Genomic DNA, 15,360 nt, shown 5'->3' on the forward strand with positions numbered 1-15,360 from the left:
TTAATGTTGAATTACATGATGTGTAAAGAGGGAGCGGTGATCATGACTACGAAGACGGAAAAACAAAAAATGCTGGATGGCGAGCTGTACATGGCTTCGGATCTTCAATTGTCTGAGGACAGAGAGTATGCAAGAAAAATGACGCGGACGTTCAATCAAACGACGGAAACGGACGGTGAGCTTCGCACCAAGTTATTGAAGGAACTGTTGGGATCTACAGGTGAACACCTGGGTATGGAACCTAATATTCATGTGGATTATGGATATAACATTCATGTAGGCAATCATTTTTATAGCAATTTTAACTGTACAATATTAGATGTGTGTGAAGTTCGTATTGGAGACCATTGCTTGATGGGGCCAGATGTACATATCTATACGGCTACTCATCCACTCCATCCGCATGAACGCAATACGGGTGCAGAATATGGCAAGCCAGTCACGATTGGCAATAATGTATGGATTGGTGGCAGAGCCGTTATTAATCCGGGGGTTACCATTGGAGACAACGTGGTCATTGCTTCTGGGTCTGTGGTTACAAAGGATGTTCCCGATAATATGATTGTTGGCGGCAATCCTGCTAGAATCATTAGAGAGATTGAGCTTTAATTTATTTTTAGATAGAAGATGGGAAGTGCTTACGAAATGATGACTGAAAAAGAAAAATCCCAATTAGGGCTCTTATATAACGCCAATTATGATCAAGAGTTAATTGAAGAGCGTTTACATGCCAAGGGACTTTGTTACGATTATAACCAGCTTCATCCAGCCAAGATCAATGAAAGAGAAGCGTTAATCAAGAAACTGCTGGGGAAAACGACGGATCGTTTCCTGATTGAACAGCCATTTTTATGTGATTACGGCTATAATATTGAAATTGGTGAGAACTTCTACAGCAATCATAATATTGTCATGCTGGATGGAGGAAAAATCAGTTTTGGAGATAACGTTTTTGTTGCTCCCAATTGTGGATTTTATACGGCAGGCCACCCTTATGATGTTGAGCAGCGCAATGAAGGTCTGGAGATCGTTGGTCCCATCACGGTGGGCAATAATGTATGGATCGGTGGCGGTGTGACAGTTCTTGCTGGTGTGACGATTGGAGATAATACGATCATCGGCGCAGGGAGCGTAGTGACCAAGAGTATACCGTCTGGTGTGATTGCTGCGGGTAATCCTTGCAGGGTCATTCGCAAGATAACGGAAGAAGACAAAACAAAGTACAGCAGGGATGTAGTGAAGTGTCGAGGGACAAGAACATATTCCCATTGAAGTCGCTATTTTAGCGGCTTTTTTTATGTTATCGGTACAAGAACATGTTCCTATTTCCGATTAGACATATAACTAATCTTTATTTTCCCCTTAATTCATTCAACTAACGGAATCGATAGCGTTATGAAACAAAAAAGCAGTCGATTTACGAGATCGGTTGCTTTTTTCAACTAACGGCCATTTCTCGTGAAAAGATCGGGTACATAGAAGGAGCACTTATTTTCTTAAATGGAAACGATGGTATGCGTTATGTTAATCTGTCTAATAGTGGACACCATTCAGAGAGAGGGATGTTACTTGAGAAGAAACTTATTATACATCGAAGATAATGAGAAGATAGGCAAATTGGTAAAGGAGGAATTAGAACAGCGAGGTTTTTCGGTTCAATGGCTACTTAGTGGTGAGGGAGCTGAAAAAGATGTACATCAGTATGAAGTCGTTATTTTGGATATCATGTTACCTGGCTTAGATGGATTTACTGTGGGAAAACGATTAAAAAAGGCAGCTCCTGATGTTCCGATATTGCTGTTATCTGCTCGAACATCGATCGATGATAAGGTAGATGGTTTACAATTTGCCGATGACTATGTAACGAAACCATTCCATACAGATGAATTAGTTGCAAGATTAGAAGTACTAATCCGGCGAAGTGGCGGAATACATTCCGAACGCATTTCATTAGGAAATCATATTGAAGTAGATCTAGGGGTCAAAATGATATTTGATAAACGCACAGGTGAAGAAATTATATTGACAGGGAAACAACATCGAATATTAATGTACTTCTTACGCCACCCTAATCAAGTTCTGCCAAAAGAACAAATCTATGAGGCTATTTGGGAAGAAACTTATATTACTGGTGATAAAACATTAATGGTACATATCCGTCGGCTGCGTCAGAAGTTGGAACGTAATCCAAATTCCCCGGAGATTATAGAAACGTTGAAGGGAATAGGATATCGGGTGAAATTATGAGACAGAATAGGTCATTATTTCGCCGTTTTCTAAAAGTACATTTTCTATTTATCTTTTTTCCTCCCATAGTGCTTATTTTCTTCAGTGCGTTTGTTGGGTTTGCGGGTAGTATCCATGAAGAAGATCTGAATACGTTGAATTTATTTTATATCACTGTTCTATTATTTAGTTTTATCATGGTTGCATTTGTTGTTTTGTCTTGGTTGTTCTTCTTGAAACTTCGCAAACGTCTCACCTACTTACAAGAATTCATGTCGTTTTCAGCTACAAATCACTCATTTCCTAAACCAATATCGGTTCAGAGTGATCGCATGGATGAAATAGACCAGTTAGGGAGTTCCTTTAATTGGATGATTCAGCAGCTTGAGGACAGCCGCAAGCGGGAAAATGAAGAGGAATCATTAAGACATCGGCTCATCGCGAATTTATCTCACGACTTACGAACGCCACTTACTATTTTGAGAGGACATGTCACCAGGTTAAATGAGGAATCAATTAGTTTGGAAGGACAAAACTCATTAACGGAAATGAACCATACAATTACAAGAGTCGGAGAGCTAATGGATGATTTACTTTCTTATACCTTGATTACATCAGGGAAACATCCTTTTCATCCGACTTCAACAGATATTGGACGCTTAGTAAGAGCATCAGTTGCTGCGTGGTATCCTGCATTTGAAGAACAAGCAATTCGGATCGATGTTGATTTACCGGCAGAGAAGACTTTTTATTGGGAAGTAGATCCTAAATGGATGACACGAGTTCTGGATAACTTATTTCAGAATGTTCTTCGGCATGCAGCAAAGGGGGAATATGCAAACATTGTAGTTGATATAGAAAATGAACAGATTATTATTGAAGACAGAGGTCCGGGTATGAATAACTCATCCGATGAGCGCGGGGTGGGGATTGGCTTATCGGCTTCAAAATATATGTTGAAAAAAATGAAGTTGAAAGCTGTCTTTACATCCAATAAAAATGGCACAAGAATAGCTATTGGCAGGGCTTAACCTAAAGTTAACCCAGAAGTAAACAACATGATATCCGAGATGCAACTTTGCTTCTTTATAATTACAACCATAACAGAAGGGATGTGTTATGGTTGATTACCATTAATAACTTAGTCAAACACCGAGGAACCCAAAAAATCTTATCAGGTATCAGTTTCAAAGCCAGACCAGGTAGAGTCACCGGTTTTTTAGGTCCAAATGGGGCAGGGAAAAGTTCTACACTTCGTATCCTGCTTGGATTAGATCGTGCCTCCTCAGGGAGTGCACTAATTAATGAAAAGCCATTTGCAGAATTACACAATCCTTTAGTAACTGTAGGCGCTGCAATGGATGGATCGGGAGCTCATCGCATGCGAACAGGACGGGCGCACTTACGTTGGATTGCTCGTGCCGCAGGCTTGCCTCGCTCACGTGTCGAGGAAGTTTTGGAAATAGTAGGTCTTACTACTGCGGCGGGAAAAAGAGTCGGGAGTTATTCACTTGGTATGGGGAAAAGACTTGGGATGGCAGCTGCACTACTTGGCGATCCAAAAATATTGATTTTGGACGAACCCGTAAACGGGCTCGACCCGGAAGGGATTCGCTGGATTCGGACATTTTTACGTGAACGTGCCGCGTCTGGAAACACCGTGTTACTATCCAGTCATCTAATGGGAGAGCTTGCAGAGACGGTTGATGATGTGGTGATTATTAAGCATGGGAAAATCGTTGCAGATGGAACATTGGAAGAAGTCATAGGTACCCATTCCACGCTAGAGGAATCCTTTTTTGCCCTGACATCTGAACGTGCAGGGAATGCTCTATGAGAGCAATCAACGCTGAACTGTCTAAATTACTTTCCCTGCCGGGCATTTGGCTTGCTCTTTTTATTGGAGCATTTGCTCCAGCGGTCTTTGCTGCATTGGATAGTCTAACACAAAAAGCGGATATTATAGCTGGAATCAGCACACGCCTAGCGGAAGTCGGCTATATTGGATTAGGTTTTGGGGTACAAGGCGTCATCATCCTTGGTGTGCTTGCTGTAAGCAGTGAGTATTTGACAGAGAACAGTGAATCTGGTGGAGGACAACAGATGACAACCAGTTTATCTGTTGTTTCATCCCGACTTTATGTTTTGTTGGCAAAAGGAGGCGCCGTAACAGTAATTAGCGCATTGCTTTGTATGGTTGCTATTATAATAATGGTGCCAACAACGCATCTTATTCTTGATGAATATGCTCCTGCATTTGAATGGTCCAGACTGTTCGGTGCCCTTTGTTACTGGATATTTACCGCTCTTTTAGCAGTTGGGTTCACTGTTCTAACTAAAAATGGCGTTATACCTCTTGCTGTGCTCATGATCAACTCATCCATCGTATCATTTAGTGTTCTGCTTTCTAAGATTACGACGTTGGCGATGTACTTACCCGATCGGGCTGGCATTGATATGTTTATGTCTATGAGTGACAGATTCCACACTCCGTTCATAGGCGGTTTAGTCATGTTTGCTTGGGTATTTGTTCTCTTCATTATTGCAGCTATTGTATTCTATAGGAGGGACGTTGCAGCATGAGTGTCTCTTCTAGTAAAAAGATAACACCAATTCTCAGTGCTGAACTGGGCAAACTCGTTACATTACCATGGATATGGTTCACTCTTACGGGAGCGTTCATTGTCAATTTAGTTCTAGCTGTAGCGTTTACTTCTATTGGCCAACAAGGGGCTGCAGGAACTCAAAGGATGGTGGATACAGGACTTGCGTCTATGGGATATCTTCAAGCAGGGTTCATTATTCTTGGAATCTTAACAACTTGTTCGGAGTATACCGGCGGACAGATTCGAACCACTTTAACTGTGACACCTTGGCGTGGGTTTCAATTATCCGCGAAGCATCTGGCATTGGCTATTATAGCTATTCCCGCGGCGTTTATTATGGTTGCATCAGGTGTGCTATATGCTTTTGTTATGATGAGAGACACAAAAGTGATTGAGATGAACACATTAATTAAAACATTAGTAGGTGCAACAGGCTATTTAACAATGACTAGTCTTCTCAGTGCAGCTATAGGTGCTTTAATTAGACGAACGACTCCTGTACTAGTCATTCTGCTTGGGTATTATTTTGTTGTCAGTCCATTGGCAAGAAATTATCTGCCTGGTATTAAACATGTTTTTCCGGATACGGCAGGATATTATATGTATAGGTCGCTTTCCTCTGATGAAATGAATGTCCTTACACCAATGCAAGGGACAGGCATTTCAATGTTATGGACACTGATCTTTATTATATTTTCTGTTGTATTATACCGTAAGCGAGATGCCTAAGCGATCAATGGTCAGAGATATTCATAAAACAAAGGTAACCAAAAACTTGTTGTTGTATAATCATGGTAAACACAGATATGTGAGGAGAGAGTTTGCACAGAAAAAGGTTTTTTAAGGATGCTGAAGAGGTCATAGCAAGAATAAGTAATTATGTAACTTTTGCTGCGTTTGGTATCGTGTGTTTTTACAAGAGGAATGGAAGTCAAGAATCAAAATGAAGAATGATTTAAGCAATAAACGAGATGGAGGTGAAATTGTCCAGCAGCTACCGTTCGAATTAATCATAGTCCAAAAACTAGACGTTAAAGATAGCACGATGAATGTGTCAACAGTAAATCATTACGCTAACGGGAAACGATAGCTCTATAATACAAAGAAAGCAGCTGATTAATGTGATCAGCTGCTTTTGTTCAGAATAGTTAAGTACCCATCACGACACAGTTGGAAATCGAAGGATATTTAAAGTCAATTTCAATTGTCCAAGGCAAGAACATTGTGTCATCGCGGATTAAATTGTTATCTAAATATTATCTTGAGATAAATTATGTGGTGGGATAAGGCTCAAATCATTCTCTGAAGGCAAAATCTCCGTTCCACTTCTGAATAGAGTGGGAACTTCAAACTGTCGAGTGGGATATTTAATCTGTTTCATTAAGCTAATAGCAGGTTAGCTTACCTAAATGTAAGTCAAGAGGGAACAGAACTTGTTCTCTTTATCGATTAGATAAATGTCAAAACAAAATCATTTACTTAAAAAAAACATATAGTGAAGAATATTATATTAGCCATTGAGAATACCCGATGTTTATCATCGGGTATTTTTAATAAATCCCCCAGACAGAAAACATGCCAAGGTATCGTATAACCGACACTTTTTCATGTGATAATGTCTGGGGGATAGAAGAATGGATCTGTTACATTTGCTTAAAGAACCTTAACGTTGCAAACTTTTTCCGTTACTACTGATCACTTCTTTGTACCAATGGAAGGATTTCTTGCGATAACGTTCGAGTGTTCCTGATCCATCGTCATGACGATCCACATAGATATAACCATAACGTTTTTTCAACTGGGCAGAAGACGCACTGACAACATCAATGCAACCCCATGATGTATAACCCATAATTTCAACGCCGTCTTCAATGGCTTCGCCAACCTGAACCAGATGATCATTCAGATACTGGATTCGGTAGTCATCTTCTACTGTTTTCTCACCGTCCGCACCTGTGATCAATTCGTCCACAGCTCCCAGGCCATTCTCTACAATAAACAGTGGTTTTTGATAACGGTCATAGAACATGTTAAGCACATAACGCAATCCTTGCGGGTCAATCTGCCATCCCCATTCACTTGCTGGCAGATAAGGGTTTGGTACACCCCCAAGAAGGTTACCTTCACCTGCGATTTGTTTCTCCGGGTCTGCTGTCTGACAGATACTCATGTAATAACTGAAAGAGATAAAGTCTACTGTATTCAGTAACATTTCCTCGTCGCCAGCTTCCATCTGAATCTCGATTCCATTTTCACGGAAGTAACGTTTCATATAACCAGGGTAGCGACCTCTTACGTGTACATCGCCGAAGAAATAGTTGCTATGTTCGAATTCCATGACTTTAATCATATCGTCTGGATTTGGTGTCAGCGGATAGGTAGGCATACTGAGCATCATACAACCAATCTGTGCCGTAGGAATGATCTCATGACAGAGTTTCACAGCGGAAGCACTGGCTACAAACTCATGATGGATCGCCTGATAGAGATCTTGCTTGCTAAGCTTCTCCTTAGGCGTGTAGATGCCTCCACTCATGAAGGGTGCTTCAAGAATGGAGTTGATTTCGTTAAAAGTAAGCCAGTATTTTACTTTGTTTTTATACCGTTTAAATACGGCAGTTACATAACGCTCATAGAATCCAACCATTTTCCGGTTAACCCAGCCGTCGTATTCTTTGGACAAGTGAAGAGGTGTCTCATAGTGGGATAGTGTAACCAGTGGTTCAATCCCGTATTTGTGACATTCGTCAAACAGATCGTCGTAGAATTGCAGACCTTCTTCATTTGGTTCCAGCTCGTCCCCTTTTGGGAAAATCCGGGACCAGGCGATGGAAGTACGGAATACCTTGAAGCCCATCTCGGCAAACAGTTTCACATCTTCCTTGTAGCGATGATATAGATCGATACCGATCAGTTTCATGTTATCTTCGGTTGGTTCTTCCGTGATTGGCCCCATGATGCCTTTGGGAGCTACATCCTGTGTAGATAATCCTTTGCCACCTTGATTGTATGCACCTTCAGCCTGATTGGCTGCAATTGCGCCACCCCACAGGAAATTTTTCGGGAATTGATAAGTATGATTTTGAGAGTTGCTCATGTGTATCGCTCCATTCATCAAATTGATTTTAAGAGGTTGTTCATGTATGACATAAAAAAAGCTTAAACGTTGTAACGGGTTACACGTCAAGTTTTACTTTTGACCCAGATTTGATGCATACTATTATTCTAAATAAGTTCAACTAAATTTACACGAAAACGGAGAGGACAGAAATAACCAGAAGAAGCGAAGCGGTCGCCTGAAAGCTTTCTGAAAGAAAGCTACATCGGAAGCATACGCTATCCCCGGATTTTCCCGTTTAGATAAGGGAATCAAAAAATCTGGGGATAACAGCGATCGGAAGGTTGTTCTGTCATCGAAGTGCCAGTGTAAATAATCTTAGTTGAACTTATATAGTTCGTTAGCAAGAAGGGAGTCTCCGATGTCCAAGTTTGATGAAATAATGAAGCGGTCCGGTTACTCAAAAGCGACTGTGTCACGCGTGATTAATCATTCTCCGCATGTTAGTGATGAAGCAAGACAGATCATAACGGATATTATGAAACAGTTGAATTATATTCCCAACCGGAATGCGGTATCGTTATCTACAGGACAGACAAAGCAGATTGGAATTGTGACCTCTACCACAGGTGAGATCATTCTTACATTCATGAATCAATTCATTGATACAGCCATGGATTTTGGGTTTCAGACGATTATCTATACATCCCGTGGAGATCCGGAGATTGAATTGCAGGCATTCGAAGATCTGCGCAGTAAACGAGTCGATGGGCTAGTTATTATTGCTTGTGTCAATGATCCTCGGAAATTAAAGGCGTATATGGAATACGGTCCGATTGTCTCCTGGCAGCGAATGGGGAATGACGAGATTCCGTCTGTTGCGATGGATCAGGCAGAAGGATACAAGTTAGCTCTGGAGCATCTGGTATCAAGAGGATACACCCGAATTGCGAATGCATTTGGCAGGGCTGAAAGTTTGAATACCCAGAGCCGCCGTGAAGCCTATGAATCTTTCATGAAGAGCAGAGGGTTGCATGTGTGGACTGAAGCGTATCAATATTCCGTATTTAGCTCCTCCGATGGCGAAGAAGCGATGCGAAGAATGGCTGAGGGGCCAGAACTTCCACAGGCCGTATTATGTTCAAATGATTATGCAGCCATCGGCATTCTGAGTGAAGCACGCAGACGAAATATTCAGGTACCGGAACAACTTGCCATTGTGGGGTTTGATGATATCGAGCTTTCCCGTGTTCTTGGAATCACGACCATACATAATCCGATTGCGGAGCAAGCTACCCAGGCTTTCCATCAATTGTGGGCCGTATTGGGTAAAGTGGAGTTGCAGATCGAACAGCTGACATACCAGCTGATTGAGCGTGAGACGACTTGAATCCGTAAGATCTGATGCTGGAATCTGGTTTTATGGATTCAATAATTATTCAAATTTGAAGCATCTTCGAGTCAAACTCATACGTTATACTGAAGATGTGCTTTAGAACGACATATCTGTACAGAGATGTCGCTGAGGTTTTTTGTATCATGTTACAAGTTACATATTTCACAAACGATTAGCGGGAAAGGTGAGAATGGACTTTATGAAGACAGTGACAGGCCGATTCAGAATTGCGGGCATATGGGAGGGTGTATCCTTACTTCTATTGATTTTTATTGCTATGCCTCTGAAATATTTTGCAGATATCTCTTCCGCTGTAGCCGTAATGGGCATGATTCATGGTATTTTATTTCCCTTGTACCTTATTGCGCTAGTTCACTTGGCTCTGGTCAAAAAGTGGAAGATAACGCGCTGCCTGATGGGTGGACTCGCCGGTCTATTGCCGTTTGGAACTTTTGTATTTGAATCTTATCTTCGGAAGAGAAATTGGAAATAAAGATCAATAAGAAAAAATGAAAACAGGCGACTAATTCAGATGTTATCCGAATTGTCGCCTGTTACTTTCTATACAAGTACTACTTTACTGTACCTTGCTGACGATCAGACAGCAGGCTTACGCCAATATCGCCAGAGGCATTTGACACAGGTGCATACGCCGAGAAGGAAGTAACAACTACCAGGGCAGTGAACAGAAATACGAATGATTTTTTCATACCATAACCTCTTTCATATGGGGATATATTCCATTTGATTCTAACGCACATAGGTTATACTTGAAAAGAAAAAGTTTAAAATGAGCAAGCTATTGATGACTGAAAGGATTGAGCTTCTATGAAAGATATTCATGAGTTAACATCCATAGAAATGGTTGAAGAAGCTATTCAACAACATGAATTGGTTTTTTTGTATGTATCTCGTCCAGAGTGCAGTGTATGTCACGCTTTACTCCCCAAGATCAGGGCATTGCTTGAACCTTATCCATCGGTATATCTGGGTCACATTAATGCTAATGAAGTGGAAGAGGTTGCATCCAAGTTTCTTGTTTTCACCGTTCCAACAATGATCATGCTTGTGGAGCAGAAGGAATATATTCGAGCGGATCGTTTTGTTCGCTTGGAACGTCTGGAAGAGCAGCTGCAACAGATTCAATCCATGTATATCCAGGATGAGGAATAGAAGCTAAAGCTTCATGAACGGCGGCTCATACATGAGCCGTTTTTTTGCGCCCGCAGTGGCGTATAGCTATGAACAAAGTTACATGATGCCTGAACTCGCAAATTAAAGTGTTGCGATGAAAACGGTTTTATGATAATTTAAACATTATAAAAACGTTTTTATAGTAAAGGAACAAAACTTATGGCAAAGATAACGATTAAAGATGTAGCAAGGGAAGCGGGCGTATCCATATCTACTGTCTCCAACGCCTTAAATGGTGTGGATGTCTTGAACCCGGAGACCAAATCACATGTTCTTAAGGTGGCAGAGCGTTTAAATTATGTGCCCAATCTGAATGGCAAGCTGTTGAAGTCCGGTCAAACCAAAATGCTCGGTTTTTTCACTACAAGTGTATCGGGTCCGTATTTCTATAAGCTGGTTGAATCAATGTCTCGCGAATGTGATCGTCTGGGGTACGGGCTGAATGTATTTGTGACCAAGGATAAACACGTAATTATGAGTAATATTCTGGGTCGGCGGGTGGATGGTGTCATTATATACGAAGAGCTTCGGATCGATGAGCAAGATATTATCGCCATGGAGAAAGACAAGATCAAGGCTGTTTTTCTGGATCGGGTCTATCAGAGCGATACGATGGGAAGTGTCATTTTTGACTCGTATGTGGCGGCCTATGAAGCAACCAAGTATTTAATTGGGCTGGGTCACAAGAAAATTGCTTATATTTCGGGCGTGGACACAATGTTTGACAGTGTGCAGCGTAGAGACGGCTATCTGGCTGCCTTGCGTGAATACCAGCTTCCAATCGATGAAGATTACATTATACAAGGGTATTTTGAGGAGGAGAGTACGTATAGTGCGATAAAATCTTTTCTTCACTTACACCCGGGCAAGCGGCCTGATGCATTTCTTGCAGGGAATGACTTGAGTGCAATTGGCTGTATGCATGCGTTGAAGTCTGAGGGTTTTGAAGTGCCACAAGATGTTAGTGTCGTGGGTTTTGACGATATTGATATCGCACAGTATTTTTCTCCACCGCTTACAACGGTAAGAAATCAAATTGCAAGACAGGGTATCCTGGCCATCAATCAACTGGTGGGTATGATCAAGGAGAAAGAACAAGGTGCTGCACAAAAATTGGCGGGTGAGCTGGTGGTGAGAGGTTCAAGCCATGTGAAGATCGACCGGAAAGACTACCGTACATAAGTTGATTCAGCTTCTTCTCCGGTCTTTTTTTACTTAAATATAAACAAAGGGGTTTTTTATGTCGAAAAATAAAAACGTTTTTATGAACATGCATGCATGATGGAGGGGAGTAAAAAAACGTGGATAAATTAGCCGTAGAGACATCAACCGGTAAAAATGCGATCAGTCCCAATGGGAAGAAACCCATCGGACAACGGATCAAAGAATTCATAGTCGATTATCGGAGACAATGGGAGATTCAATCGATGATTATCCCGGGCATTATTTTTATGATTATTTTCTGTTATATCCCGATTTACGGTTTGACAATTGCCTTCAAAAATTACACGGTCATTGATACGCTGGCTACCGCTCCTTGGGTAGGGCTGGATAATTTCAGAATCATTTTGTCAGACAAATACTTCTGGGATGCGGTCGTGAATACGCTGGGGATCAGTTTTTTGAAATTAGGTATCGGGTTTGTCATTCCGATCATTCTCGCGATCATGATCTACGAGTTAAACAGCGGACGCTTCAAGAAGTTTGTGCAAACGGTTTCATATTTACCTCACTTTTTGTCCTGGATCGTACTTGGGGGAATGCTGATCACGTGGTTTTCAACCACGGGCTTATTTAATCAGTTGTTACTTAGCCTGGGAGTGATCTCGCAACCGCAGAACATCTTGCTGGATGCAGGTAAGTATTGGTGGATTGCTACGTTATCGGATATTTGGAAAGAAGCAGGTTGGGGAACGATTCTGTATCTGGCGATCATGGCAAAGATTGACCCAACATACTATGAAGCTGCCAAAATTGATGGTGCAAGCCGTCTCAGACAGATCTGGAATATCACATTGCCTAATATGAGATCAATCATCAGCCTAAATCTGATTCTAACTGTAAGCGGTTTATTGGGGTCGAATCTGGATCAGACCCTGGTTCTCATGAACTCTCAGAACCGCGACAAAGCGGAAGTCATCAATTCGTACGTCTATCGTATGGGGATGTCTCAGGGTGACTTTTCATATGCAACGGCCGTTGGCTTGGGTGTCTCAATCATCTCTGTCATTCTACTCGTCACGGCAAACAAAATCACAAGCAAATTAAACGATAATCAATCTGTGTTGTAGAAGGAGGCAGCCCGCGTGAATGGAAAGGTGGCAAAAGAAGATCTCGATAGTCGGATCTTTGATACCTTAAATATGATTTTGCTAATCATCTGTACGGTCGTTATTCTCGTTCCTCTCTGGAATGTCATCATTTCTTCCTTTAGTTCAGGCAAAGCGCTGGCGGAAGGTGGATTCATCTTCTGGTCACCGGAATTCTCGCTGGAGAATTACAGAGCTGTATTCAACGATCAGGGCATCTGGCAGGCTTTCTTCATATCAGTGTCCAAAACAACGATTGGCGTTGTTACACATGTGTTCTTCTGTGCCATGGTTGGTTACGGTCTGAGCAAAAAGTACATAAGAGGCCGTAAATTATACGTTGCCATGGGTGTTATTACCATGTTCTTCTCGGGCGGTATGATCCCGACGTATCTGTTAATCAAATCACTTGGCTTGCTTAACAGCTTCTGGGTGTACATTATCCCGGCGCTATTCAGCTTCTATGATGTCGTGATTCTGATGAATTTCTTCCGGAATGTCCCGGATTCGCTGGAAGAATCGGCCAAGATTGACGGCGCAGGGGATTGGCATATTTTCCTGAAAATATTCATTCCGCTCTCCATGCCAGCCATGGCGACAATTGCGCTATTTAATGGGGTGGGGCAATGGAACGACTTCATGACAACCAAGTTATATATTACCGATCAGTCACTGTATCCACTCCAGATGATGCTGTATGAGATTATCGTTCAGTCCCAGACACAATCCATGCAAAATGTCGGGGGTTCCGCTGTCATTGAAACAACGACCAAAGGCGTGCAGTTGGCCACCATTGTCATTACAACACTCCCTATCGTGCTGATCTATCCCATCGTTCAGAGATACTTTATCTCGGGAATGATGCTCGGAGCGGTCAAGGAATAGGAGCAACAAATACCCCATTTTGAGGAGGAACAAAAATATGTTGAAGTTGAACAAGGCATCAGGCAAAAAAGGGATTAAATTGCTGGCAACACTGCTCACAGCCGTACTTATGATTACAGGTTGCAGCGGTGGATCGGGGGGCTCCAGTGAAGGGAATTGGGTATCCATTGAAGATCGTTATACGGTTGACCCGGAAAAGCCGGCTTGGCAGTTGGATAAAAAAGAAGAGGCTACCGACCTGACCTGGTACGTCAATGCAGACTGGTGGAACACTGATTTTGGCAAGGATATTGTCACCAAGAAAATCAAAGAGGATCTGAACATCAATATTAAATTCATCACGGGTGATGATACCAAGTTAAACACCTTTTTCGCAGGTGGAGATATGCCTGACTTGCTGACCGTATTTGACTCCAATTCTCCAGTGGTGCAAAAAGCTGCAACCTGGGCTATGCCGCTGAACGATCTGGCGGAAAAATATGATCCTTACTTCAATAAAGTTGCGGCTGCCGATACATTGAACTGGTTCCAGTTGGCAGATGGTAAAACGTATGGTTACCCGAACTATTCCAATACGCAAGAGGATTATGATAGCGGTAACATTCCTGCCAAAACGGCATTTATCATTCGTAAGGATGTGTATGAAGCACTGGGTAGTCCTGTCATTGGAACACCAGAAGAATTCCAGAGTGTGATGAAACGAATTAAGCAAGAATTCCCTGCGCTGATTCCGTTTGGGTTCAACTCCATTGGTGAAGGAACAGGTTCACTCGGGGATACGTTGCAAGATTTCATCGGTGTTCCGCTGGAGACGGAATCAGGAGAATTCTATGATCGCAATCTGGATGAAGATTACCTCACGTGGTTGAAAACATTGAACACCGTGTACAGAGATGGCAATATCAGTGATGACAGTTTCGCGGATGATGGCACGGCTTTTGAAGAAAAAGTGAAGTCCGGTAAATATGCAACCATGCTGCTCGACGGTACACCTCAACAAGGAGGGAACCTGCAGATCTACATGAGCGCCAATCCGGGCAAAGAATATATCGCCATTGATGGACCGCAGAGCACTAAAGGCAATGCACCAACATTGAATCAATCCGGAATAACCGGGTGGATGATCAATTTCGTTTCCAAGGACTGTAAAGATCCGGCCAAGGCCATTCAGATATTCACATACTTGTTGAGTGAAGAAGGACAGACGCTTATGAATTACGGGATCGAAGGGGAGACCTTCCAAACTAAAGCTGACGGTAGCGTGGAATTGCTGCCAGCGGTGAAAGACTTGCAACTCAATAACGCAGATCAATTCAAGAAGGATTATCGGATGGGTGAGTTTATGTTCTTCGGTCATGACCGCCACAAAGCACTCAGTGCAGATGCTTTTCCGGAAGCCATTAAACAGATGCAGGAGTGGGGCAAAGGCAAGCTGAAACCTCACTTTATTCTGGAGAATATTAGCCCGGATCAAGGTACACCTGAAGCTCGTGCGTTGTCAGCAATCAATACGAAGTGGAATACAACACTGGTCAGTATGGTACGTTCCAAGGATGATGCCTCGTATGACAATGCACTGGCTTCTTACAAGTCATTTTTAGGTGAGAACCGTTGGGAAGAGATTGTGAAGGTACGCAGTGAAAAGATGAAATTGAACAAAGAGAAACTAGGCATTCAATAATAGAA

The 15,360-nt window shown here is 42.2% G+C and carries 16 protein-coding genes; 14 read left to right on the top strand and 2 right to left on the bottom strand.

Going from position 1 to position 15,360, the window contains the following annotated elements:
* The first annotated feature begins 42 nt into the window (after positions 1–42).
* From MKZ13_RS13985 to MKZ13_RS14015, 7 genes are all read left to right on the top strand, one after another.
* The gene (locus tag MKZ13_RS13985) at positions 43–609 is read left to right on the top strand and encodes a sugar O-acetyltransferase (protein ID WP_036670756.1); all 567 of its coding nucleotides are present in this window, start codon (positions 43–45) and stop codon (positions 607–609) included.
* A 39-nt stretch (positions 610–648) separates the two neighbouring features.
* Positions 649–1,272 (top strand): sugar O-acetyltransferase, encoded by a 624-nt coding sequence (locus MKZ13_RS13990; protein WP_339185393.1) that lies wholly within the window; start codon positions 649–651, stop codon positions 1,270–1,272.
* 297 nt (positions 1,273–1,569) lie between these two features.
* Entirely contained in the window at positions 1,570–2,247 is a 678-nt protein-coding gene (locus MKZ13_RS13995; protein WP_339184786.1) for a response regulator transcription factor, read from the top strand.
* Positions 2,244–3,257 carry a HAMP domain-containing sensor histidine kinase gene (locus MKZ13_RS14000; RefSeq protein ID WP_282321567.1) on the top strand — a complete coding sequence of 338 codons (1,014 nt, stop codon included), beginning with the start codon at positions 2,244–2,246 and terminating at the stop codon, positions 3,255–3,257. The genes MKZ13_RS13995 and MKZ13_RS14000 overlap by 4 nt, the downstream gene beginning before the upstream one ends.
* 83 nt (positions 3,258–3,340) lie before the next feature.
* Positions 3,341–4,063: an ATP-binding cassette domain-containing protein gene (locus MKZ13_RS14005; protein WP_339185394.1), complete on the top strand. Its 723-nt coding sequence runs from the start codon at positions 3,341–3,343 to the stop codon at positions 4,061–4,063.
* Positions 4,060–4,809, top strand: coding sequence for an ABC transporter permease (locus tag MKZ13_RS14010; protein WP_339184788.1), 750 nt, complete (start codon positions 4,060–4,062; stop codon positions 4,807–4,809). Before MKZ13_RS14005 ends, MKZ13_RS14010 begins: the two co-directional genes overlap by 4 nt.
* Positions 4,806–5,561 (top strand): ABC transporter permease, encoded by a 756-nt coding sequence (locus MKZ13_RS14015; RefSeq protein ID WP_339184790.1) that lies wholly within the window; start codon positions 4,806–4,808, stop codon positions 5,559–5,561. The genes MKZ13_RS14010 and MKZ13_RS14015 overlap by 4 nt, the downstream gene beginning before the upstream one ends.
* 934 nt (positions 5,562–6,495) lie before the next feature.
* Here MKZ13_RS14015 and MKZ13_RS14020 read toward each other — a convergent pair.
* Complete coding sequence (locus MKZ13_RS14020) at positions 6,496–7,929, bottom strand: glycoside hydrolase family 1 protein (protein ID WP_339184792.1); 1,434 nt, start codon at positions 7,927–7,929, stop codon at positions 6,496–6,498.
* Between the two features lie 382 nt (positions 7,930–8,311).
* Between MKZ13_RS14020 and MKZ13_RS14025 the strand changes: the two genes are divergently transcribed.
* Both MKZ13_RS14025 and MKZ13_RS14030 read left to right on the top strand, forming a co-directional pair.
* Positions 8,312–9,280 carry a LacI family DNA-binding transcriptional regulator gene (locus MKZ13_RS14025; protein WP_339184795.1) on the top strand — a complete coding sequence of 323 codons (969 nt, stop codon included), beginning with the start codon at positions 8,312–8,314 and terminating at the stop codon, positions 9,278–9,280.
* Positions 9,281–9,485: 205 nt separating this feature from the next.
* Positions 9,486–9,779 (top strand): DUF3817 domain-containing protein, encoded by a 294-nt coding sequence (locus MKZ13_RS14030; protein WP_339184797.1) that lies wholly within the window; start codon positions 9,486–9,488, stop codon positions 9,777–9,779.
* A gap of 79 nt (positions 9,780–9,858) precedes the next feature.
* On the opposite strand, the gene MKZ13_RS14035 is transcribed toward MKZ13_RS14030, so the two are convergent.
* Entirely contained in the window at positions 9,859–9,996 is a 138-nt protein-coding gene (locus MKZ13_RS14035) for a hypothetical protein (RefSeq protein ID WP_221819496.1), read from the bottom strand.
* Positions 9,997–10,114: 118 nt separating this feature from the next.
* Here MKZ13_RS14035 and MKZ13_RS14040 point away from each other — a divergent pair, with 118 nt between their 5' ends.
* The 5 genes from MKZ13_RS14040 to MKZ13_RS14060 all read left to right on the top strand — a co-directional run bounded on the left by MKZ13_RS14040 (position 10,115) and on the right by MKZ13_RS14060 (position 15,355).
* Positions 10,115–10,459, top strand: a complete 345-nt coding sequence (locus tag MKZ13_RS14040) for a thioredoxin family protein (RefSeq protein ID WP_339184800.1) — start codon at positions 10,115–10,117, stop codon at positions 10,457–10,459.
* A 180-nt stretch (positions 10,460–10,639) separates the two neighbouring features.
* Positions 10,640–11,662 (top strand): LacI family DNA-binding transcriptional regulator, encoded by a 1,023-nt coding sequence (locus MKZ13_RS14045; protein WP_076330992.1) that lies wholly within the window; start codon positions 10,640–10,642, stop codon positions 11,660–11,662.
* 119 nt (positions 11,663–11,781) lie between these two features.
* Positions 11,782–12,771: an ABC transporter permease subunit gene (locus MKZ13_RS14050; protein ID WP_206099103.1), complete on the top strand. Its 990-nt coding sequence runs from the start codon at positions 11,782–11,784 to the stop codon at positions 12,769–12,771.
* Between the two features lie 15 nt (positions 12,772–12,786).
* The gene (locus tag MKZ13_RS14055) at positions 12,787–13,674 is read left to right on the top strand and encodes a carbohydrate ABC transporter permease (RefSeq protein ID WP_076211802.1); all 888 of its coding nucleotides are present in this window, start codon (positions 12,787–12,789) and stop codon (positions 13,672–13,674) included.
* Positions 13,675–13,711: 37 nt separating this feature from the next.
* On the top strand, positions 13,712–15,355 hold the full coding sequence (locus tag MKZ13_RS14060; protein WP_339184804.1) for a sugar ABC transporter substrate-binding protein: 1,644 nt from the start codon (positions 13,712–13,714) through the stop codon (positions 15,353–15,355).
* Positions 15,356–15,360 lie beyond the last annotated feature (5 nt).

This window comes from Paenibacillus sp. FSL R5-0701 (assembly GCF_037973995.1).
Lineage (GTDB): Bacteria > Bacillota > Bacilli > Paenibacillales > Paenibacillaceae > Paenibacillus.

What these genes read in the sequence shown, in the direction of transcription:
- MKZ13_RS13985 (WP_036670756.1), top strand. Translation starts at nt 43, where the DNA reads ATGACTACGAAGACGGAAAAACAAAAAATGCTGGATGGCGAGCTGTAC.
- MKZ13_RS13990 (WP_339185393.1), top strand. Translation starts at nt 649, where the DNA reads ATGACTGAAAAAGAAAAATCCCAATTAGGGCTCTTATATAACGCCAAT.
- MKZ13_RS14000 (WP_282321567.1), top strand. Translation starts at nt 2,244, where the DNA reads ATGAGACAGAATAGGTCATTATTTCGCCGTTTTCTAAAAGTACATTTT.
- MKZ13_RS14010 (WP_339184788.1), top strand. Translation starts at nt 4,060, where the DNA reads ATGAGAGCAATCAACGCTGAACTGTCTAAATTACTTTCCCTGCCGGGC.
- MKZ13_RS14015 (WP_339184790.1), top strand. Translation starts at nt 4,806, where the DNA reads ATGAGTGTCTCTTCTAGTAAAAAGATAACACCAATTCTCAGTGCTGAA.
- MKZ13_RS14020 (WP_339184792.1), bottom strand. Translation starts at nt 7,929, where the DNA reads ATGAGCAACTCTCAAAATCATACTTATCAATTCCCGAAAAATTTCCTG.
- MKZ13_RS14025 (WP_339184795.1), top strand. Translation starts at nt 8,312, where the DNA reads ATGTCCAAGTTTGATGAAATAATGAAGCGGTCCGGTTACTCAAAAGCG.
- MKZ13_RS14030 (WP_339184797.1), top strand. Translation starts at nt 9,486, where the DNA reads ATGAAGACAGTGACAGGCCGATTCAGAATTGCGGGCATATGGGAGGGT.
- MKZ13_RS14035 (WP_221819496.1), bottom strand. Translation starts at nt 9,996, where the DNA reads ATGAAAAAATCATTCGTATTTCTGTTCACTGCCCTGGTAGTTGTTACT.
- MKZ13_RS14040 (WP_339184800.1), top strand. Translation starts at nt 10,115, where the DNA reads ATGAAAGATATTCATGAGTTAACATCCATAGAAATGGTTGAAGAAGCT.
- MKZ13_RS14045 (WP_076330992.1), top strand. Translation starts at nt 10,640, where the DNA reads ATGGCAAAGATAACGATTAAAGATGTAGCAAGGGAAGCGGGCGTATCC.
- MKZ13_RS14060 (WP_339184804.1), top strand. Translation starts at nt 13,712, where the DNA reads ATGTTGAAGTTGAACAAGGCATCAGGCAAAAAAGGGATTAAATTGCTG.